Annotated in this window: 16 protein-coding genes; 9 read left to right on the forward strand and 7 right to left on the reverse strand. The window is 70.2% G+C overall.

The genetic code is table 11. The features are described 5' to 3' along the window. The first annotated feature begins 1 nt into the window (after window position 1). The gene (locus DEJ02_RS09745) at window positions 2–307 is read left to right on the forward strand and encodes a biopolymer transporter Tol (RefSeq protein ID WP_111032860.1); all 306 of its coding nucleotides are present in this window, start codon (window positions 2–4) and stop codon (window positions 305–307) included. A 115-nt stretch (window positions 308–422) separates the two neighbouring features. Here the strand turns inward: DEJ02_RS09745 and DEJ02_RS09750 are convergent, their stop codons facing one another. The 4 genes from DEJ02_RS09750 to DEJ02_RS09765 all read right to left on the reverse strand — a co-directional run bounded on the left by DEJ02_RS09750 (window position 423) and on the right by DEJ02_RS09765 (window position 5,702). After that, window positions 423–2,252, reverse strand: a complete 1,830-nt coding sequence (locus tag DEJ02_RS09750) for a beta-galactosidase family protein (RefSeq protein WP_111032861.1) — start codon at window positions 2,250–2,252, stop codon at window positions 423–425. Between the two features lie 105 nt (window positions 2,253–2,357). After that, on the reverse strand, window positions 2,358–3,692 hold the full coding sequence (locus DEJ02_RS09755; RefSeq protein ID WP_181242986.1) for a sugar ABC transporter substrate-binding protein: 1,335 nt from the start codon (window positions 3,690–3,692) through the stop codon (window positions 2,358–2,360). A 97-nt stretch (window positions 3,693–3,789) separates the two neighbouring features. Then, entirely contained in the window at window positions 3,790–4,761 is a 972-nt protein-coding gene (locus DEJ02_RS09760; protein WP_111032862.1) for a carbohydrate ABC transporter permease, read from the reverse strand. Continuing rightward, complete coding sequence (locus DEJ02_RS09765; protein ID WP_027466150.1) at window positions 4,758–5,702, reverse strand: carbohydrate ABC transporter permease; 945 nt, start codon at window positions 5,700–5,702, stop codon at window positions 4,758–4,760. Before DEJ02_RS09765 ends, DEJ02_RS09760 begins: the two co-directional genes overlap by 4 nt. Before the next feature lie 196 nt (window positions 5,703–5,898). On the opposite strand from DEJ02_RS09765, the gene DEJ02_RS09770 reads away from it, so the two are divergent. Further along, on the forward strand, window positions 5,899–6,924 hold the full coding sequence (locus DEJ02_RS09770) for a LacI family DNA-binding transcriptional regulator (RefSeq protein WP_164941222.1): 1,026 nt from the start codon (window positions 5,899–5,901) through the stop codon (window positions 6,922–6,924). 313 nt (window positions 6,925–7,237) lie between these two features. Here DEJ02_RS09770 and DEJ02_RS09775 read toward each other — a convergent pair whose 3' ends face one another. Next, complete coding sequence (locus DEJ02_RS09775; RefSeq protein ID WP_110865198.1) at window positions 7,238–8,743, reverse strand: alpha-N-arabinofuranosidase; 1,506 nt, start codon at window positions 8,741–8,743, stop codon at window positions 7,238–7,240. Window positions 8,744–9,038: 295 nt separating this feature from the next. Between DEJ02_RS09775 and DEJ02_RS09780 the strand changes: the two genes are divergently transcribed. The 3 genes from DEJ02_RS09780 (at window position 9,039) to DEJ02_RS09790 (ending at window position 12,363) form a co-directional block, all read left to right on the forward strand. Next, a complete protein-coding gene (locus DEJ02_RS09780) occupies window positions 9,039–10,394 on the forward strand; it encodes an extracellular solute-binding protein (protein ID WP_027466147.1) in 1,356 nt (451 codons plus the stop codon). 84 nt (window positions 10,395–10,478) lie between these two features. Beyond that, a complete protein-coding gene (locus DEJ02_RS09785; RefSeq protein WP_027466146.1) occupies window positions 10,479–11,450 on the forward strand; it encodes a carbohydrate ABC transporter permease in 972 nt (323 codons plus the stop codon). A 1-nt stretch (window position 11,451) separates the two neighbouring features. After that, window positions 11,452–12,363 carry a carbohydrate ABC transporter permease gene (locus DEJ02_RS09790; RefSeq protein ID WP_027466145.1) on the forward strand — a complete coding sequence of 304 codons (912 nt, stop codon included), beginning with the start codon at window positions 11,452–11,454 and terminating at the stop codon, window positions 12,361–12,363. An 801-nt stretch (window positions 12,364–13,164) separates the two neighbouring features. Here the strand turns inward: DEJ02_RS09790 and DEJ02_RS09795 are convergent. Continuing rightward, window positions 13,165–13,995, reverse strand: coding sequence for a siderophore-interacting protein (locus tag DEJ02_RS09795; protein WP_111032864.1), 831 nt, complete (start codon window positions 13,993–13,995; stop codon window positions 13,165–13,167). Between the two features lie 28 nt (window positions 13,996–14,023). On the opposite strand from DEJ02_RS09795, the gene DEJ02_RS09800 reads away from it, so the two are divergent. Genes DEJ02_RS09800 through DEJ02_RS09815 form a run of 4 tightly spaced genes read left to right on the forward strand, consistent with a single transcriptional unit; the run spans window position 14,024 to window position 18,265 of the window. Next, complete coding sequence (locus DEJ02_RS09800; RefSeq protein WP_258373743.1) at window positions 14,024–15,127, forward strand: iron ABC transporter permease; 1,104 nt, start codon at window positions 14,024–14,026, stop codon at window positions 15,125–15,127. Continuing rightward, on the forward strand, window positions 15,124–16,281 hold the full coding sequence (locus DEJ02_RS09805; RefSeq protein ID WP_258378711.1) for an iron chelate uptake ABC transporter family permease subunit: 1,158 nt from the start codon (window positions 15,124–15,126) through the stop codon (window positions 16,279–16,281). The genes DEJ02_RS09800 and DEJ02_RS09805 overlap by 4 nt, the downstream gene beginning before the upstream one ends. After that, complete coding sequence (locus DEJ02_RS09810) at window positions 16,278–17,234, forward strand: ABC transporter ATP-binding protein (RefSeq protein ID WP_111032866.1); 957 nt, start codon at window positions 16,278–16,280, stop codon at window positions 17,232–17,234. Before DEJ02_RS09805 ends, DEJ02_RS09810 begins: the two co-directional genes overlap by 4 nt. An 11-nt stretch (window positions 17,235–17,245) precedes the next feature. Beyond that, window positions 17,246–18,265, forward strand: a complete 1,020-nt coding sequence (locus DEJ02_RS09815) for an ABC transporter substrate-binding protein (protein ID WP_111032867.1) — start codon at window positions 17,246–17,248, stop codon at window positions 18,263–18,265. A gap of 81 nt (window positions 18,266–18,346) precedes the next feature. Here the strand turns inward: DEJ02_RS09815 and DEJ02_RS09820 are convergent, their stop codons facing one another. Beyond that, on the reverse strand, window positions 18,347–20,401 hold the full coding sequence (locus DEJ02_RS09820) for a transglycosylase domain-containing protein (protein ID WP_258378712.1): 2,055 nt from the start codon (window positions 20,399–20,401) through the stop codon (window positions 18,347–18,349). Between the last annotated feature and the right edge of the window lie 60 nt (window positions 20,402–20,461).

The following is a 20,461-nucleotide window of genomic DNA, read 5'->3' on the forward strand; positions in this document are numbered from 1 at the left end:
CATGACCGCCGAACCCGACGACCACTTCTTCGTCGTGGACGGCCGACGCTGGCGCCGCACCGACCCCGCCCTGCCCGAGGAACTCGCCGCCGCGCTCCGCTCCCACCTTGGGCGCGGGCGCAACGCCGTGAAGACCGCGAAGCGCGCGGGCGACGACGAGGCCCTGGCGGCGGCCCGGCACCGGAACGGCCTGGCCAAGCGCGGCCTGGGCGAACGCGGCCCCGAGTGGTGGACCCGCCCCGAGGCCGACCGGATCGCCGATGCCGAGCAGGCCCTCGCCGACCTGGACGCTCTCGACCGCGACTGATCCTTCCCATGACGCCCGCGATGGAAAGCAGAATCGGGCGTACCTGGTCGAAACTTCCGACCAGGGACGCCCGATTCGACCAGGTACGCCCGATTCGACCAGGCCGCGCGCCCGACTAGGCCTCGGTGTGACCCAGATCAGGCTCGACGAGCAGGCACGCAGTGCGGGACGCGGCGGCGTGCAGCTCGAGCACGACGAGCTCGTTACGACCGTGGCGGAGCACCGGCCCCGGGATCGCCAGGGTCTGCTGCGGGCCTCGCGACCAGTACCGACCGAGGCAGAACCCGTTGACCCAGGCGACACCCTTCCGGAACCCGTCGAGCGACAGGTACCGGTCGTCCACGGTGTCCAGGTCGAACGAGCCAGCTGCGAACGTCGGCCCGGCGAGCACGTCGCCGCCGGTCGGAGCGACCTCGGACAGCGCGGTCACGGCGGCCGGTGCGATGGGGTCGAGGGCGAGCGGTGACGCCGTCCACCGGGCGACCGGGACGCAGTCGATCGAGACGCCGCCGATCAGGCCCTTCGGCTCGCCGATGCGGATGCCGTAGTCGACGCGGCCCTGGTCCTCGACGAGGAGCTCGAGCGTGCCGGTCACCGGCGGCAGGGTGATGGCGCGGTCGTGGTGCTCGCGCTCCAGGACCCCGACGACGACACCGTCGGCCGACACGATCGCTCGGTCACGCACCTCGGTGCCGACGGTCAGCACCCCTCCGGCGGGCAGGTCGACCTCGGCACGGTAGGCGACGAAGCCGCTCGCGGCCCCGAGGGCGTCGAAGGTCGGCGGCTCGTCGTGCGCGGACCACGTCGTGAGCGTGGGCAGCAGGGAACGGAGCGACGCGACGCGGTCCAGACGGACGGCGAGGTCCGTGGCGGGGGTGATCCGGGCCTCCAGGCCGTCGTCGGACGCGACCACGGGACCGAGGCGACCCGACCCACCCGGCTCCATCGTTGCGGGCAGCGGCGAGACGGGCGCGTAGCGCGCGATCACCGAGCGGAAGGCGTGGAACTTCTCGGTCGGTCGGCCGGCCTCGTCGAGCGGGGCGTCGTAGTCGTACGACGTCGCGATCGGGCGGTAGACGCCCTTGTCGTTCGCGCCGTTCGTGAAGCCGAAGTTCGTGCCGCCGTGGAACATGTAGATGTTCACCGAGCCGCCGGCGGCGAGCAGGACGTCCAGGTCCTCGGCGCTGGCGGAAGCCGGCGTGGTGTGGTGGTGCTCGCCCCAGCTGTCGAACCAGCCGTCCCAGAACTCCGAGCACATCAGGGGCCCGGTGGGCTGTGCCTGCCGCAGGCGCTCGAGGCGGGCGGCGGACCGTGAGCCGAACGAACCGGTCTTGTGCAGCGAGGGCAGGGAGCCGTCCTCGAGCATCGTGCCCATCGGCTGGTCGACGCTCGTGAAGGGGACGGTCAGCCCGATGTCGCGGTGCATCTGCTCGAGTGCGCGCAGGTACTCGGGGTCGGACCCGTAGGCGCCGTACTCGTTCTCGACCTGCACCAGGACGATGGGCCCGCCCTGGTCGATCTGCCGCGGGACCAGCACGGGGGCCAGGTGCTGCAGGTACGTCTCGACCGCTGCGAGGAACCCGGGCTCGTTGCGCCGGACACCCACGGAACCGTCGGCGAACAACCAGTACGGCAGGCCGCCGTTCGTCCACTCGGCACAGATGTAGGGGCCGGGGCGGACGATGGCGTGCATGCCCTCGGCGGCGACGAGGTCGAGGAAGCGGCCGAGGTCCAGGCCACCCGACAGGTCGAACACCCCGGGCGACGGCGCGTGCGCGTTCCAGGCGACGTAGGTCTCGATCGTGTTGAGGCCCATCAGCTTCGCCTTGCGGATCCGGTCGGCCCACAGGTCGGGGTGCACACGGAAGTAGTGGATCGCGCCGGACAGGACCCGGTGCGGCTCGCCGTCGAGCAGGAAGTCGGTGTCGCCGATGGCGAAGCGCATGGTGTCATTCTCTCGTTGCCGGCCGGGCCGGGCGTGGAGCCGGGCCGGGCGTGGAGCGGGGCCGTGCGGACGTGTCCGCACGGCCCCCGCGGGGATGCTGTCGAACTACTTCGACGAGACCGTGAAGCCCTGGTCCTTGCCGTACTTGGCGAGGGCCTTCTGCCAGGCCTCGAGGCCGGCGTCGAGCGAGGTGCCGTTCTCGTACGCCTGACCGACGGTGTCGGCGTAGACGCTGTTCGCGTACACCTGGTACGGCAGGTAGGTGAAGTCGTTGTCCGAGGACTTCGACGCGTCGACGAGCACCTTGTTGATCTGCTGGCCGCCGAAGTACTCCGGCTTCTCGTCGAGGAACGCCGACGAGTCGAGGTCAGCGGTGGTCGACGGGAAGCCGCCGGACTCCATGAAGACCTTCGTGGACTCCTTCGAGGAGTTCAGCCACTTGAGGAAGCCCGCGGCGAGGGCCGGGTTCTTCGACTGCTTCATGACGACCTGGGCGCTGCCGCCGTTGTTGGCGGTCTGGGCGGTGCCACCGTCGTAGGTCGGCATCGGGGCGACGCGCCAGTCACCCGAGGCCTGGGCGACGCCGGACTCCAGGTTGCCGGGCATCCAGGCGCCGGTGATCATCGTGGCGATCTCACCGTTGCCGAGCTGCTTGTACCAGTCGTCGGTCCAGCCGACCGTCTTCGACAGCAGGCCCTGCTCGACGAGCTCGTTCCAGGTGCTCGTCCACTTCTTGGTGCCCTCGTCCTGCAGGTTGATGGTCACCTTGTCACCGTCGGTGGTGAAGGGGGTGCCACCGGCCTGGGCGATCATGCTCGTGGTGAAGCCGGCGTCGCCGGAGTCCGCCGCTATGTAGGCCTTCGGGTCCGCCTCGTGCAGCTTCTTGGCCGCGGTGACGTACTCGTCCCACGTCTTCGGCACGGCGATGTCGTGCTTGTCGAAGACCTTCTTGTTGTAGAACAGCGCCATGGGGCCGGAGTCCTGCGGCAGGCCGTAGACCTTGCCGTCGATCGACACCGAGCTCCAGGTGCTCTTCGCGAAGTCCTTCTCGAGCGAGTCGAACCCGTAGCTCGACAGGTCGAGCAGCGACTCGGACAGGGCGAACTGCGGCAGGGCGTAGTACTCGACCTGGGCGACGTCGGGGGCGCCCGAGCCGGCCTTGATCGTGTTCTGCAGCTTCGTGTACTGGTCAGCACCGGTGCCGGCGTTGACGAGCTTGACCTTCACCTTGGGGTACTGCTTCTCGAACGCGGCGACCTGGGCCTTCGCCGACGGGGTCCACGACCAGTAGGTCAGGGTGCCACCGTCCTGCAGGGCCTTGTCGATGTCGTCGGCCGATCCGCCGGAGCCGGAGCCGCCGGAGGCGCACGCGGCGAGGGCGATCGCGGCGGTGACGCCGATGGCGAGGGCGCTGAGCCCGCGCCGGAGACGCTTGTTCATGGGAGTGCCTTTCACTTCTTCGTGGAGGGGGTGGTGCTGCTGTGTGCCGGACCGGGCGGCGCGTGGCGGGGTCGCCACGCGCCTCCCGTCCAAGGGGTCAGGCCTTGACCGACCCGGCCGCGAGGCCGGACTGCCAGAAGCGCTGGAGGAAGAGGAACGCGACCACGATCGGGATGATCGTGAGGAGCGATCCCGTGACGACGAGGTTGTAGATCGGCTGCGCGCCGGACCCGGTGGCCTGCGCGTTCCACTGGTTCAGGCCGACCGTCAGCGGGTACCACTTCGGGTCGCTCAGCATGATGAGCGGCAGGAAGTAGTTGTTCCAGGTGGCGACGACCGCGAACAGCAGGACGGTGACGACACCGGGCGCGAGCAGGCGGAGCGCGATGGTGAAGAAGATCCGGAACTCACCGGCGCCGTCCATGCGGGCGGCCTCGAGCAGTTCGGCGGGGATCGCGTCGACCGCGTAGGTCCAGATCAGGTACATGCCGAACGGGCTGATCAGCGAGGGCAGGATGATCGCCCACGGGGTGTTGGTCAGGCCGACCTGCGAGAACAGCAGGAAGGTCGGGACCGCCAGGGCCGTTCCGGGGACCGCGATGGCCCCGAGGACGACGGCGAAGACCGCGCGGCGACCGGGGAACTGGAACTTCGCCATGCCGTAGCCCGCGACGGTGGCGAGCAGGGTGGCCCCGCCGGCACCGACGACGACGTAGAGCAGCGTGTTGCCGAACCACTGCAGGAAGATGCCGTCGTTGTAGGTCAGCGTGTCGACGATGTTCTGCCAGAGGTTGAAGTCCCCGCCGAACCACAGACCGAACGTGGAGAGCAGCGACGCCTGCGTCTTCGTGCTGTTCACGAGCAGGTAGAACAGCGGCGCGAACGAGTACACGACGAAGACGACCATGACCGCGGTGAGCAGGCCGGACCGCTTCGGCTTGCGTCCGCCTTCCGTGGTGCGGAGCTGCCTGGAGGCGCGGATCGAGCGGGTGCGCGGCGCACGTTGCGTCGTGGTCGCCTCGGTCACCGTGGCCGCTGCGGGCCCGGCGGGGTGCTGGATGGTGCTCATCGGTTCTCCTCGCGGGTGCCGCGGACCTGGACGACGTAGGCGATCACCGCGGTGATCACGCCCATCACGATCGCGACCGTGGCGGAGTAGTTGAACTGCTGACCGCTGAAGGACAGCGAGTAGGCGTACATGTTCGGGGTGAAGGCGCTGCCGATGACGTTCGGGGCGAGCGTCTTGAGCAGGTTCGGCTCGTTGAAGAGCTGGAAGCTGCCGATGATCGAGAAGATCGTGGCGATGACCATCGGGCCGCGGAGCGCCGGGAGCTTGATCGAGAAGACCGTGCGCATCGGGCCGGCACCGTCGAGCTCGGCCGCCTCGTACAGCTCGCCGGGGACGGTGCGGAGTGCGGCGTAGAAGATCAGCATGTTGTAGCCGAGGAACTCCCACGTGACCACGTTGCCGATCGACGTCAGGACCCAGCTCGGGCTGAACGGCTGCAGCAGGTCGATGCCGAGCGCGTCGTTCGCGGCGCCCGTCAGACCGAACTGGTTGCCGTAGATGAAGCCCCAGATCAGGGCGGCGACGACACCGGGGACGGCGTAGGGCAGGAACACCGCGATGCGGAAGAAGCTCGTCCCCCACAGTCGGGCGCTGTCCAGAGCCAGGGCGGCGACGAGGGCGAGGCCGAGCATGATCGGCACCTGGACGACCAGGAAGATCGCGACCCGGCCGAACCCGGACCAGAACTTGGCGTCCTGGAAGAGCTGCACGTAGTTGGCGAACCAGACGAACTGGTTGCCACCGATGAGCTGGTCGCGGAACAGGCTGAGCCAGAGCGCGTAGCCGATCGGCACGATGAGCATCAGGACCAGGACGACGACGAACGGGCCGACGAACAGCCATCCGGTGAACCGTCCCCGCGGCTTGGGGCGGCGGCCGGCCGGGCGCTCGGCGGTGGGGCGCGGTGCTGCCTCACCGGGGCGCGCTGCGAGCGTGCTCATGTGACTCCTTCGTCTGCTGCGTTCGGGTGGTCGATGTCGGCGGCTCGGCCCGGGCCGGATCAGGGTGTCCGGGCGGTCACCGATGTTGACGTCAACATCGAACGACGCGACGATAGCATGGCAACGTCAACATGCGCTAGCGTCCGGGGAGGCCGACCGCTCGGCCCCTCGATCCGGAAGGAGCGCCAGCGTGACGATGGAGTCCCCCGCCGGCACCCGCCGCGCCCCCTCGATGGCCGCCGTGGCCGACGCCGCCGGGGTGTCGATGCAGACGGTCTCGCGCGTCGCCCGGGGCTTCGACAACGTCAGCCCGGAGACCCGCGACCGCGTCCAGCGCGCGATGGAGTCCCTCGGCTACCGGCCCAACCGTGCCGCCCGCGCCCTGCGCTCCGGCCGCTTCCGCACCATCGGCGTGATCATGTTCACGCTCGCGTCCTTCGGCAACATGCGCACGCTCGAGGCGATCGCCGACGCCGCCGGGGTCGCCGACTTCACGATCACCCTGCTGCCCATGGCCTCGCGCACCGAGGCGGGCGTCCGGTCGGCGTTCTCGCGCCTGCACGAACAGGCCGTCGACGGCGTCGTGATCATCATCGAGTCGCACATCATCGACACCGCCGAGGTCGTGCTGCCCGACGGCGTGCCCATGGTCATCGTCGACTCCACGGGCAGCACCGACCACCCCGCGATCGACACCGACCAGGCCGACGGCGCCCGACAGGCCACGCAGCACCTGCTCGACCTGGGGCACGAGACCGTCTGGCACGTCGCCGGTCCGGAGTCGTCGTACTCGGCAGCCCGTCGCCTCGCCGCGTGGCAGGACACCCTGACGCGCGCCGGTCGACCGGTCCCCCCGGTGTTCCGCGGCGGCTGGACGACCGAGCACGGCTACGAGGCCGGGCTCGAGATCGCCGCACGCCCGGAGATCACCGCGGTGTTCGCCGCGAACGACCAGACCGCCCTCGGTGTCCTGCGCGCCGCACACGAGTCCGGTCGCCCGGTGCCGTCGTCGCTCAGCGTGGTGGGGTTCGACGACTCCCCCGAGTCCGACTCGTTCTGGCCGCCGCTGACCACCGTGCACCAGTCCTTCGACGAGGTCGGCCGCCGAGCGGTCGCGAACCTGCTCGCCCAGATCGACGGCGAGCGGGTCAGCGTGGCGGCCGACCTGGTGCCGGTGCGGCTCGTCGAGCGGGCGAGCACGGCGGCGCCGCCGGCGCGCTGACGCGGCGCGCGTTTCGCGCTCACCGACACATCACGTGCGCACACCCCCGTGAACTGTCGCCCAGCCCGTGAACTCGCGCACATGCCGGACAGGAGGCCCGGTGCCAGGCCGCCACGCGCCTCCCGGCCGCCGCGCCGGCCGCGTCACGGGCCCAGCGACAGTCCACGCGCCCGTCACCCCGTGAACTGTCGCCCAGCACGTGAACTCGCGCCGCCCGCCGCGCCCCCGCAACGAGCAGAGGACGTCGGGCGCGAGCGCCCGACGTCCTCTGTGCTCACTCGACGCCCGCCGTGGCGTGCGCCGAGGCGCCTTGTCAGCCGATCGAGACGGCGGTCCAGGAGACCGGCGGGAGCTCGATCGTGACGGTGTCGCCCTCGCGGCGGACCGACTCGTTCGTGCGGAGCCCCACGCGCGAGGTGTTCTCCAGGTCGTTCACGGCGTGCAGGTCGTCGTCCCAGACGCCCTCGGCGTGGACGTCACCGGTCGCACCGATGCCGGCCAGGTCGATCGTCACCGTGGTCGGCTCGGACGGGTGGCGGTTGATCAGGAAGACCGCGGCCTTGCCGTCCTCGGACACGGTGGCGGCGGAGTCCACGACCGGGACCTCGCCGTGCTTGCCACCGTCGACCGTGTCACCAGAGGCCTTCACCTGCAGCGAGGTGCCCTGCGCCAGGCGCGAGGTGACCGAGAACGGGAAGAAGGTCGTCTGGCGCCAGGCCGGGCCGCCGGGCTCGGTCATGATCGGGCCGATCACGTTGACGAGCTGGGCGAGCGAGGCCGAGGCGACGCGGTCGGCGTGCCGGAGCAGCGAGATGAGCAGGCCACCCACGACGACGGCGTCGGCGACGGTGTAGACGTCCTCGAGCAGACGCGGGGCGACGGGCCACTCGTCGAGCGTGAAGGTCTTGGCCTTCGCTTCCCACTTCTTGATCGACCAGACGTTCCACTCGTCGAACGAGATGTCGATGCGCTTGTCGGACTTCTTCTGCGCCTGGACGTGGTCGGCGGCCGTGGTGACCGTCTTGATGAAGTGGTCCATGTTGGCGCCCGAGGCGAGGAACGACGGCAGGTCGTCGTCCTCCTCGTAGTAGGCGTGCGCGGAGATGTAGTCGACGTCGTCGTAGGTGTGCTCGAGGACGGTGCGCTCCCACTCGCCGAACGTCGGCATCGACGCCCCGGAGGAACCGCAGGCGACGAGCTCGAGGTCGGGCTGGATCTGCCGCATGGCCTTGGCGGTCATGGCGGCGAGCTTGCCGTAGTCGTCGGCGTTCTTGTGGCCGAGCTGCCACGGGCCGTCCATCTCGTTGCCGAGGCACCACATCTTGATGGCGAAGGGTTCCTGGCGACCGTTCGAACGACGGTATTCGGACAGTGCGGTCCCGGCGTCGATGTTCGCGTACTCGAGGAGCTCGATCGCCTCTTGCGTGCCGCGGGTGCCGAGGTTCACGGCGAGCATGAGCTCCGAGCCGACCTGGTCGAGCCAGTGCTGGAACTCGTGCAGGCCGACCTCGTTGGTCTCGGTCGAGTGCCAGGCCAGGTCGAGGCGGCGGGGGCGCTGCTCGACGGGGCCGACGCCGTCCTCCCACTTGTACCCGGAGACGAAGTTGCCACCGGGGTAGCGGATGGCGGAGACGCCGAGTTCCTTGACGAGTTCGACGACGTCCTTGCGGAAGCCGTGCTCGTCGGCGGTCTCGTGGGTGGGCTCGTGGATGCCGTCGTAGACGTGGCGGCCGAGGTGCTCGACGAACCCGCCGAACAGGCGACGTCGCACCGGCCCCACGGTGAACGCGGCGTCGAGGACGAGGTGTGTGCGGGGCATGGATCTCCTTCGATCGTGGCAGTGCGGTTCGTGCGGGGAGCGGGTGGGGCCACGGACGGGAACCGAAGCGGGCCGTCACGAAAGTGAGCGCTCACCTGACGGAAACGCTACCGGGTTCCACGCCGTCGCGAAAGGGGTGGCGGATGCCGGGAGCGAGCGCTAATGTGAGCGCTCACGGAGCACCGGAAGGTCGTTCCGTGTCCGGAGCAGCAGTGCTCCGGGTCCGGAGCAGCGATGCTCCGGCGGGAGCACCGACCCTGTTCCCGAGCCCGGCCCATCCCGATGGAGTGATGCCATGCCGATCCCACCCGCAACACCCGCGTCGCGCCTCTCGCGCCGGGGCTTCCTCGCCGCCGGCGCAGCGGCCGCGACGGTCCTGCCGCTCGCCGCCTGCTCGAGCCCCCTCGCCGCCGGCCTCGCCGGCAGCGCACTCAACCCCGAGACCCTCGTCTTCTGGAACCTCTTCGGTGGCGGCGACGGCGTCCGCATGCAGGCCATGGAGGACGGCTACGCGAAGCAGCACGGCGGCTCGAGCGCGCTGCAGGGCACCACGTTCGCGTGGGGCAACCCGTACTACTCGAAGCTGACACTGGCGACCGTCGGGAACAAGCCGCCGGACGTCGCGGTCGCGCACCTGACCCGCGCGAAGCCGCTCTGGGACGGTGACCTGCTCGACCCGATCACGTCCGACGACCTGGCGAGCGTCGGCCTGAGCGCCGCCGACTTCAACCAGAAGGCCTGGGCGGCGCAGAAGACCGACGGCAACAACATCGCGGTCCCGCTCGACACCCACCCCTTCGTCCTCTTCTACAACGTCGACGTCTGCAAGAAGGCCGGCCTGATCGACGGCGACGGCAACCTCGTCGACCTCAACGGCATGGACAACTTCGAGAAGGCCCTCGCCGCGGTCGCCAAGGTCACCGGCGGCACGGCGCTCAACGTCGCGAACGTGGTGCCGGAGACGGCCACCCCGTGGCGCTTCTTCTGGACGATGTACAACCAGCTGAAGGACGCCACCCCGTTCATCAGCGACGGCGGATCGAAGCTCACCGTCAACGAGGACGCCTACAACGAGGTCACGAGCCGCACCCAGAAGTGGGTGAAGGAGGGCTGGCTGAACAAGGCCCTCGACTACGCCACCGCGCAGTCGCTCATGTTCGACGGCAAGGCCGGCTTCTTCATGCAGGGCGAGTGGGAGATCAGCACCGCGCAGTCCATCAAGGGCCTGAACTTCGGCATGGCGCCGATCCCCCAGCTCTACGACAAGCCAGCGACCCAGGCGGACTCGCACACGTTCGTCCTGCCGAAGAAGGCCCGCACGCCGGAGCAGCGCAAGCAGCACATGCTCTTCATCAAGCAGATGCTCGAGCAGAGCCTGACGTGGGCCGAGGGCGGGCACGTGCCGGCCTACATCCCGACGTTCGACAGCGCCGCGTACAAGAAGCTCACGCCGCAGTCGAACTACGCGGCCGCAGCCGAGACCGCCGTGTTCGACGACGCCGCCTGGTACGGCGGTTCGGGTTCGACGTTCGAGGGCACGGTGGGCGCCCAGCTCGCCCTCGTCCAGCAGGGCAGCTCGTCCCCAGCGCAGGCTCTCAGCGCCATCAAGTCGCAGCTCGCGACGTACCTCAACACCCCGAGCCCCCTGTGACCCGGCACGCAACCACCCGGCCGGACCACGCCGGGCAGACGACTCCCGCGATCGCCGTGAACACCGCGCGAAAGGCACGATGACGTGACCACAGCACCTGTCCTCGACCGGCCGACCGACGCGGCCACCGCGCCGCGTCTCCGCCGGAACCGCTCCTACGGCTCCAGCGTGAACCGCGGCCAGGGCCGCAGCGGCTGGCTGTTCCTCGCCCCGTTCGGCCTGTTCTACGTGGCCTTCCTGCTCGGCCCGACGGTCTGGATGATCGTCACGAGCTTCTTCAACACCTCGACCGTCCGCACCGGGCTGGGCAGCTTCGCCGGGTTCGCGAACTACGCCGAGATGCTCGGGCGCAGCGACTTCTGGTCGTCGCTCTGGCACACGCTGCAGTTCACGCTGTACACGACCCCGCCGCTCGTCATCCTGGCGTTCGTGTTCGCCGTGCTGACGAACCGGATGAACCGCGGGCAGTGGTTCTTCCGTCTGGCGTTCTTCCTGCCGTTCATCCTGCCGTCGGCGACGATCTCGCTGATCTGGGTGTTCATCTTCACGCCGAGCACCGGTCTGTGGGCGAGCCTGCAGTCGGCGATCGGCATGACCCCCGGCTCCGGCATGCTGTCGAGCCCGAACACGGCCATGATCGGTGTCGCGATCGCCACCGTGTGGTGGACCCTCGGCTTCAACTTCGTGCTCTACCTGGCCGGTCTGCAGGAGATCCCGCGCGAACTGTACGAAGCAGCCGCCGTCGACGGTGCGTCGAACTGGCAGCAGATCAAGTCGATCACGCTTCCCCTGCTCGGCCGCACGACGACCCTGGTCGTCCTGCTGCAGATCATCGCGAGCCTGAAGATCTTCGACCAGGTCTACCTGATGACGAACGGCGGGCCGGGCATCTCGACCCAGGTCTCGCTGCAGCTCATCACCGGCGTCGGCTTCACCGACAACCGGCTCGGTGCCGCATCGGCCGCGTCGGTCCTCCTGTTCATCGTGATCGTGGCGATCGCGGTCATCCGGCAGCTCGTCGAGCGCGCTGCCGCCAAGCGAGAGATCGGGGCCTGACATGACCGCCACCGAGAGCATCACCACCGGCCGCAAGCTCCGCACCGGCGTGTCGTCCGCCGCTCCCACGAGCGCCGCGAAGATCGGCGTCAGCGGTCGTGGCTTCACGATCGCGTCGGGGATCGTCCTGACGATCTTCGCGATCATCTGGCTCATCCCGAGCGTGTTCGCCCTGAAGACGTCGCTGTCCGACAACGGCGTCGCCGCACTCGGCGCGAACGCGATCCTGTCGAACTGGAACCCGACGCTGCACTCGTACTCGTCGCTGTTCCAGGCCGGCGACATCTGGAACTGGTACCTCGCCAGCGCCATCACGAGCGTCGTCACGGCGGCACTCACCGTGCTGTTCGCGTCGATGGCGGCGTTCGCGCTGTCGCGGCTGGTGTTCCGCGGCCGCAACATCGCGTTCCTGCTCATCATCCTCGGGATCATGATCCCCACCCAGGTGCTGATCATCCCGATCTTCCAGGAGCTCAACGCGGTCGGCCTGCTCAACACCTACTGGTCGGTGATCTTCCCGCAGGTGCCCGCCGTCATCGCGGTGTTCATCTTCAAGCAGTTCTTCGACGGCATCCCGAAGGAGCTGGAAGAGGCGGCGCGCATCGACGGTGCCGGCATCTGGAAGGTCTACTGGTCGGTCATCCTGCCGCTGTCGCGTCCGGTGATCGCGGCCGTGACGATCCTGACCTTCGTCGGGGTGTGGAACAACCTGCTGCTGCCGCTGTTCGTGCTGTCCAACCCGGACCTCATGACGATCCCCGTCGGGCTCGCCACGGTCCAGGGCAGCTTCGGGCAGCGCTACGCCGACATCCAGGCCGGTGCGATCCTCGCGGCGCTGCCGCTGATCATCCTCTACCTGATCTTCCAGCGGCAGATCGTGGAGGGCGTGACAGGCTCGGGCCTCAAGGGCTGACGCGACCCCACCACGGACGGGAGGCCCGGTGCCAGCTGGCACCGGGCCTCCCGTCCGTCCGTTGGTCGCGTCGCGGGCGCGGCGCGGCTGGTGCTTTCGGGCGTACCTGGCGGTACCGGGCGTACCTGGCGGGAAGTTCCGTGGCGGTACGCCCGAAAGCACCAGGCATCGCGCACGCCAGGGGAAGAACCGGGCGTACCTGGCGGGAACGGGCGTAGCTAGAGGGAACCGGGCGCACCTGGCGGAACCGGGCGCACCTGGTCAGAACGGGCGTACCCGGTCGGAAGTTCTGTGGTGGGACGCCCGAAAGCACCAGGCATCGCGCACGCCAGGGGAAGAATCGGGCGTACCTGTTCAGGACGAGCGCACCTGGCGGAACCGGGCGTACCTGGTCGGAAGTTCCGTGGCGGTACGCCCGAAAGCACCAGGCATCGCGCACGCCAGGGGAAGAATCGGGCGTACCTGGCGGGAACGGGCGTAGCTAGAGGGAACCGGGCGCGCCTGGCGGAACCGGGCGCACCTGGTCAGAACGGGCGTACCCGGTCGGAAGTTCTGTGGCGGTACGCCCGAAAGCACCAGGCATCGCGCACGCCAGGGGAAGAACCGGGCGTACCTGGCAGAACCGGGCGTACCTAGGGGGAACGGGCGCGCCTGGCGGAACCGGGCATACCTGGTCGGAAGTTCCGTGGTGGTATGCCCGAAAGGACCAGGCATCGCGGGCGCAAGGGGAAAGACCGGGCGTACCTGGCGGGAACGGGCGTACCTGGCGGGAACGGGCATACCTGCCAGGCAGCGCTCGGGTCAGGCGGAGACGGAGACCTTCGTCTCGTGCTTCCAGAAGCCGGAGAACGTGATGCGCGACTTCGGCAGGCCCGCACGGTGCAGGTGGCGGCGGCCCTCCGTTGCGAGTCGAGACTCCCCCACGACGAAGGCGTAGCCCTGGTCGTCGGACGGCACGTGCCGCTGCAGTTCGGCGAGGGCCCCGCTGCCGGGGACGGCGCCGGGCTGCCGGACGATCCACGTCACCTGCACGCCGGTGGGGGCGTCGAGGTCGCGGATGTCGGCGGGGGTCGGGACCTCTTGGATGATGCGGCCGACGGTGTCGCGCGGCAACGAGGCGGCGATGCCGACGACGCCGGGCAGGCCGGTCTCCTCGGCGGCGACGACGACCTCGCTGGTGCCGGCGGGGACGTCGAAGATGCAGCCCTGGTCGAGCATCGCGAGCTCTTCGCCGGGGCGGGCGGAGCAGGCCCAGATCGCGGCACGGCCCTCGAGCTGACCGCGGTGGTCCAGGTGCACGACGAAGTCGATGTCGAGCTCGGCGGTGCCGTCGGCGAGCAGCCGGTACGCGGCGACGGTGTAGTTCGCGCAGTGGGGGCGGATGTCCTCGGGGATGCCGAGGAACGTCGGCCACCACTTCTTGCCGTCCAGGTCGGGCATCCGGAAGGCGTCCTGGTCGGGGCGTCGGACGAACAGGCGGAACCAGTGGTCGAAACCGAGGTAGCCGAACTCGTGCAGGTCGTCCCCGGTGACGGTGACGCGCTGCATCGAGGGGGTCACCCGCTGGGTCCGGAGGACACGGGCGCGGAAGAGCCGGGGGTTCGTCGGCAGGAGCCGCGGGGTCTTCGCCATGAGGCAAGGCTAACCTAAGATGACTTCCGTGCCAGCCCCCAATCCCGTTCTGGCTTCCGGTCCGGAGGCCCCCGAACCCGTCGTGTCCAGCGCCCGGGACGGCGACGCGTCCCGTGCCCTCGGCGTCCACCGGACCGCGATGCGGCGGCGGACCGCGGTGATCGTCGGCCTCGTCGTCGCCCTGGTGCTCGTCGCCGTGGCGAGCATGCTGCTCGGCAGCAACCGCATCGGTGTCGCCGAGGTGTGGGCGGGGCTCACCCGCTCCGGGTCGAGCACCGACGAGGCGATCGTGTGGGGCTCCCGCATCCCGCGCACGCTCATCGGTGCTGCGGTCGGGGCAGCCCTCGGCATCGCCGGGCTCCTCATGCAGGGACACACCCGCAACCCACTCGCCGACCCCGGCCTGTTCGGGGTCTCGTCGGGTGCCGGACTCGCGGTGGTGCTCGGCGTCTACGTGTTCGGGGTGACGAGCACGAGCGCGACCGTGTGGTTCGCCCTGGTCGGGGCCCTGGTCGCCAGCGTCGTCGTCTTCTCGGTCACCATCGCCGGCAGTGGCACCGCCAGTCCGGTGCCACTCGCCCTCGCCGGAGCCGCGGTCTCGGCACTGCTCGCCGCCCTGACCTCCTTCGTCGTGCTGACCGACCAGGCCTCGCTCGACGCGTACCGGCTCTGGGTCGTCGGGTCCCTCGCGGCACGGCAGCTCGACATCCTCGGGGCGGTGTGGCCGTTCCTGGCCGCCGGGCTCGTGCTCGCGGTGCTGAACGTCCGCGCCCTCGACGCCCTCGGGCTCGGGTCCGAGCTGGCGAAGGGGCTCGGCGAGAACGTGCTCGTCGCCCGGCTCGTCGGCCTGGGCGGGATCACGCTGCTCGCCGCCGGGGCGACCGCTGCTGCCGGCCCGATCGGCTTCGTCGGCCTGACGGTGCCGCACGTCGCCCGCGCGCTCGTCGGCACCGGACACCGCTGGACCCTGCCCGTGTCCGGTCTGGTCGGCGCCGCCCTCGTGCTGCTCGCCGACGTCATCGGTCGCCTGATCGGCGGGTTCTCCGAGGTCGAGGTCGGCATCGTGCTCGCCGTCATCGGTGGCCCCGTGTTCGTCGCCGTGGCCCGTCGCCGATCGCTGGTGTCGCTGTGAGCGGGGCAGCGGTGCGCAGCACCGGCAGCACGCCCGGCAGCGCGCCCAGCAGCACGCCCGAGACCACTACGCCGGGCACGCACGCCCCCGCTCCCCGCACCCCCGGCCGCGCCGGCATCCGCATCGGCCCCGTCGGGCTCGCCTGGCGCCCCCGGGTGTTCTGGTACACGGTCGGGTCGCTCGCCACCGTCCTGGTGCTCGTCGTCCTCGGCACGGCGGTCGGCTCGACGTGGATCGCACCCGGGGTCGTCATCCGGTCCCTGCTCGGCCTGGAGTCCGGGCCGGACGCCTTCATCATCACCACCCTGCGCCTGCCCCGCGTGCTCACCGGCGCACTCGTCGGCCTGACGCTCGGGGTCGCCGGCGCGCTCACCCAGACCTTCACCCGCAACCCACTCGGCACCCCGGACATCATCGGTGTCACCGCGGGCGCGAGCGTCGGTGCGGTCGCGGCCATCGTGCTCGGCGGCGGGACGTACTCGGTCTCGTCCCTGGTGCTCGGTGGCGGGATCCCGGTGGCCGCGACGATCGGCGCCCTGGTCGCGGCGGTCCTGGTGTACGGCCTGGGCTGGCGCGGCGGCGTGCAGAGCTACCGGCTCGTGCTGGTCGGCATCGGCGTGAGCGCGACCCTCGACGCGGTGACGAGCTACCTGCTCGTCCGCGCGAAGATCACCGTCGCCACCGCGGCGTCGCAGTGGCTCGTCGGCAGCCTGTCGAGCACCTCGTGGGAGAGCGTCTGGCCGCTGCTCGTGGTGGCGGTCGTCGCGGTGCCGATCGCGCTCGCGACGAGTGCGGCCCTCGGCATCGGGCAGCTCGGCGACGAGGTCGCGACGGGCGTCGGACTCGGCGTCCAGCGGCACCGGCTGCTCGTCATCGCGCTCGCGGTCGTGCTGACCGCCGCCGCCGTGGCCGCCGCGGGACCGGTCGGCTTCGTCGCGTTCGTCGTGCCGCAGGTCGGGCTCCGGCTCGCCGGGACGAACCGGCCGCCGCTGCTGCTCGCCGGTGCCCTCGGCGCCGTGCTCGTGCTCGCCGCCGACCTGCTTTCCCGTTCCGCGTTCCCGTGGCAGGTGCCGGTCGGCATCATCACCACCGTGATCGGGGCGCCGTACCTGATCTGGCTCCTCGTCCGTCACCGCAAGGAGATGTCCCGATGACAACATCGCACCAACACGAGCACGAGCACGACACCCCCGTCCTCGAAGCCACGGGCCTGTCCGTCGGCTACGACCGCCAGCCCGTGCTGCGCGACCTGGACCTGCGCATCGAACGCGGCACCGTCACGACGTTCCTCGGCGCGAACGGCTGCGGCAAGTCGACCCTGCTCAAGGCGTTCGGCCGCGTGCTCAAGCCGCAGGCCGGCGAGGTCATGCTCGACGGCACCCCGATCCGCAGGGAACCGAACCGCCAGGTCGCCCGCAAGCTCGCGATCCTGCCGCAGTCCCCCGTCGCCCCCGCGGGCACCAGCGTGCTCGACCTGGTGATGCGCGGCCGGAACCCGCACCAGTCGTGGGCGAAGCCGTGGACTGCCGAGGACGCCGCCGTCGCCGAAGAGGCCATCGCCGCCACCGGCCTGACCGAGGTCGCACACCGCGACGTCACGAGCCTGTCCGGCGGGCAGCGCCAGCGCGCCTGGATCGCCATGATCGTCGCGCAGCAGGCACAGACGCTCCTGCTCGACGAGCCGACGACCTACCTCGACCTCGCGCACCAGCTCGAGGTCCTGCGGCTCGTCCGGCGGCTGAACCGCGAGCAGGGGTCGACGATCGTGATGGTGCTGCACGACCTCTCGCTCGCGGCGCGGTACTCCGACCGACTCGTGGTGCTGCACGACGGCGGGGTCGTGGCCGACGGCACACCCCACGACGTCCTCACCCCGGCACTGCTCGAGCACGCGTTCGGCCTGCACGCCCGGGTGTTCCCCGACCCGGTGACCGGTGCACCGATGATCGTGCCCGAGGCAGACGAGCACGACCCCGTCCCGAGTGCCCCGACCGAGCACACAGTTCCGAGCGCCCCGACCGAGCACACAGTTCCGAGCGCCCCGACCGAGCACACGGTCCCGACGAAAACCGAAGACGTGCTGGCGAGTACCGCGAACTTAGGTTAGCCTCTCCTAACGTGAAGACCTCCCGACGCGGCCACCTGCGCGCCGCCCTCCTGACCTCCGTGACCGTCTCGGCACTCCTCCTGACCGGCTGCTCGAGCACCGGCAACTCGAACGACTCCGACTCCGACGGCGGCACCGCCGCGTCGAAGGCCTGGTCGTACGAGGACGCCACGGGCGCCACCGTGAAGGTCGACCACACGCCGAAGCGCGTCGTCGTGCTGAACGACATCGCCCTGTCGTTCATCGAGTACGGCCTGAAGCCCGTCGGCACCTTCGGGCAGCTGACGATGGCGAAGGACGCCCGGTTCAAGGGGCTCGACACCGACGGCATCACGCAGCTCGGCACGGCCTACGGCGACATCGACCTCGAGCAGCTCGCCGCGCTCAAGCCCGACCTCGTCGTCACCTCGGTCTACCCGACCGACGCCAAGGGCACGCTCGACACGAAGCAGCCGGGCTACGGCTTCAAGGACAAGGCGCAGGAGAAGCAGATCGAGGCCATCGCGCCGGTCGTCCAGGTGAAGTGGGGCGGCAAGGGCGAGGACGTCATCGAGAAGATCGCCGAACTGTCCGAGTCCCTCGGCGCGAAGGAGTCGACGGTCGACGCCGCCGAGGAGCGCTTCGACACCGCGGCCGACGAGCTCGAGAAGGTCTCGAAGGAGAAGGACCTGTCGGTCGTCTCGATGTACGCCGACGGTGACGGCGCGTACGTCACCCGCCCGACCGACGAGCCGTCGCTGCAGATGTACGCGTCGTACGGGGTCGACTTCGTCAACCCGAAGCCGGAGGGCTTCTACTGGGGCATCTACTCGTGGGAGAACGCCGGCCAGATCACCGGTGACGTGCTGCTGCTGTCGCAGCAGGGCTACCAGGTCGCCGACCTCGAGAAGCAGCCGACCTTCGCCGACAACGCCGCGCTCGAGGCGGGCCAGGTCCACAGCTGGACGTTCCCGGCCCTCGACTACGCGTCGCAGGCCGACTACATGACCAAGCTCGCGGGCTGGCTCGAGGACAGCAAGAAGCTGTCGTAGGACGCAACCGAGAACCGGCCTGGAGGCGCGGTGCCAGCTGGCACCGCGCCTCCAGGCCGTTGGTGGTTGCGTTCCGGGCCGTCAGCCGACCGGCAGCGCCGCGTTCACCGCCGTCTGCGCGTCGCGCCAGACGGCCGCGCGCGATCCCGCGTAGGTGCCGCCCTGACCGTTGGAGAACGACCGCAGGTTGTGCTTCGCGCCGTCCGTGTTGCCCTGCCAGTAGGCGGTGACGGCACGCGAGGTCCCGCCCACCAGCCACACCTGGTCGGCCGCGTCCGTGGTGCCGGTCTTGCCGAACAGGGTCGCGCCGTCGGGGGTCTGCCCGCCGCTCGCCGTGCCGCCGCGGAACGCGCCCTGCATGACGTCGAACGCGGTGGCCGCGGTCTGGGGCGACACCGCCTGCGTGCAGGTGCGGGGTTGTCCGCCGAGTTCCTCGCCGTCGGGTGCGATGACCTGGTCGATCACCACGGGTGCACAGAACCGCCCGCCGTTCGCGATGCCGGCGTAGGCCGACGCCATCGTCAGCGGGGCGATGCTCTCGGTGCCGAGCAGGGACCCCGGGTTCCAGGGCAGCTCGCCACCGGTCGCCAGGTGCACCCCCAGCCGCTCGGCCACGTCGCGGATGTCGCACAGGTCGAGCTGTTCGGCCATCGACTGGTACGCCGCGTTCACGGACTGCGCCGTCGCCGACCGGACCGAGTACGGACCACGCTGCCCGGGTGAGTCGTTCTTCGGCTGCCAGAACGCCGAGGCGGGTCCACCGCAGGCGGTCCACTCGCTGTGCGGGTGCGGGGTGCCGTCGACGACGGTGTCCGGACTGCGGCCGGCCTCGATCCACGCCAGCAGGGTGAACATCTTGTAGGTCGACCCGGTCTGGAACCCCGTCGAGCTGCCGTCCGCCTGGTCGGTGGCGTAGTTCAGCGAGGTCGCGGTGCGGGGCGCGTCGGACGACCGGTCGTGGTCGGTGTTCTGCGCCATCGTCAGCACCCGGCCCGTCCCGGCCTCGACCGTGTTGAACGTGGCCCCCAGCGCCAGCCGGGTCTCGGTCTTCGGGTCGTACTGGTCGAGCAGCCGCTTCTGTTCCGCGTTCAGGTCGAGGTCGAGCGTGGTCTGGATCCGGTACCCGCCGGTGCGCCAGGCGTCCGCCCGCTGCTGCTTCGTCGCGCCGAGCTGCGGGAGCCGCTGGGCGATGGTCTCCGCGTGGTCGCAGAAGAACTCCGCGCCCACCTCGACCGCCTCGCACCCCTGCTGCGGGGCCGTCAGGTGCACGGAGTCGGCGACACGGGACAGCCGAGCCGTGCGGTACTCCTCGGTCGACAGGTGCCCCTGCTCGTGCATCGACCGCAGGATCACGTTCCGCCGGGCGGCGTTGTCGCGGTGGTGGTCCGGCGTCGACAGGTCCCGTCGCTCCGGCCACTGCACGATCGCGATGAGGGACGCCGCCTCGGCCGGGGTCAGGTCGGTCGCCGACTTGCCGTAGTAGTGCTGCGCCGCCGACTGCACCCCGTAGGTCTGGTCGCCGAAGTAGGCGATGTTCAGGTACGCCGCCAGGATCTGCTGCTTCGTGTACTGCTTCGCCAGGCTGATCGCGAGCTTCATCTCGGCGAGCTTGCGCTGCGGTGTCCGCCGGGTCGCGTCCTCGTACGCGGCCTCGCGCTCCTCGGCGGTGGGCAGTTCGCTCGCCTGCTGGATCTTGATGTTCCGCACGAGCTGCATCGTCAGGGTCGAACCACCCGACCCGCCCTCGGTCCCGGACGTGGCGACGCTCACGAGCGACCGGACGACGGACGTCGCGTCGACCCCGCCGGTCTCGTGGAACCGCTTGTCCTCGCCGTCCACCGCGGCGTGCTCCAGGTGGTCGCTGATCTGCTCGAGCGTGAGCTCCTGCCGGTCCTGGTCCCACACGTTCGCCAGGTGCACCGGCTCGCCGCCGCGGTACGCCCAGATCTGGTTCCGCTGGGGCAGCTGCCCGATCTCGATGTCCTCCGGCAGCGACTCGAACACCCCGATCGCCGAGGTCGTGCCGACGCCGGCGACCGCGATCACCGGCGTCACGCCGACGCTCACCAGCAACCCGGCGAGCACACTGCCACCCACGAAGCCGAGCGCGGCTCCCCCTGCACGTCGCATCGTCATGTCGTCCGTTCCCCCTCGGTCACACCATCATCGGCGCGGTCCGGAGAGGCTCGCAGTCCT

The sequence above is a fragment of the Curtobacterium sp. MCLR17_042 genome, from assembly GCF_003234695.1.
Taxonomy (GTDB): Bacteria; Actinomycetota; Actinomycetes; order Actinomycetales; family Microbacteriaceae; genus Curtobacterium; species Curtobacterium flaccumfaciens.

Coding starts and splice junctions, on each gene's coding strand:
- DEJ02_RS09745 (WP_111032860.1), top strand. CDS start 2: ATGACCGCCGAACCCGACGACCACTTCTTCGTCGTGGACGGCCGACGC.
- DEJ02_RS09750 (WP_111032861.1), bottom strand. CDS start 2,252: ATGCGCTTCGCCATCGGCGACACCGACTTCCTGCTCGACGGCGAGCCG.
- DEJ02_RS09755 (WP_181242986.1), bottom strand. CDS start 3,692: ATGAACAAGCGTCTCCGGCGCGGGCTCAGCGCCCTCGCCATCGGCGTC.
- DEJ02_RS09760 (WP_111032862.1), bottom strand. CDS start 4,761: ATGAGCACCATCCAGCACCCCGCCGGGCCCGCAGCGGCCACGGTGACC.
- DEJ02_RS09765 (WP_027466150.1), bottom strand. CDS start 5,702: ATGAGCACGCTCGCAGCGCGCCCCGGTGAGGCAGCACCGCGCCCCACC.
- DEJ02_RS09770 (WP_164941222.1), top strand. CDS start 5,899: ATGGAGTCCCCCGCCGGCACCCGCCGCGCCCCCTCGATGGCCGCCGTG.
- DEJ02_RS09775 (WP_110865198.1), bottom strand. CDS start 8,743: ATGCCCCGCACACACCTCGTCCTCGACGCCGCGTTCACCGTGGGGCCG.
- DEJ02_RS09780 (WP_027466147.1), top strand. CDS start 9,039: ATGCCGATCCCACCCGCAACACCCGCGTCGCGCCTCTCGCGCCGGGGC.
- DEJ02_RS09790 (WP_027466145.1), top strand. CDS start 11,452: ATGACCGCCACCGAGAGCATCACCACCGGCCGCAAGCTCCGCACCGGC.
- DEJ02_RS09795 (WP_111032864.1), bottom strand. CDS start 13,995: ATGGCGAAGACCCCGCGGCTCCTGCCGACGAACCCCCGGCTCTTCCGC.
- DEJ02_RS09810 (WP_111032866.1), top strand. CDS start 16,278: ATGACAACATCGCACCAACACGAGCACGAGCACGACACCCCCGTCCTC.
- DEJ02_RS09820 (WP_258378712.1), bottom strand. CDS start 20,401: ATGACGATGCGACGTGCAGGGGGAGCCGCGCTCGGCTTCGTGGGTGGC.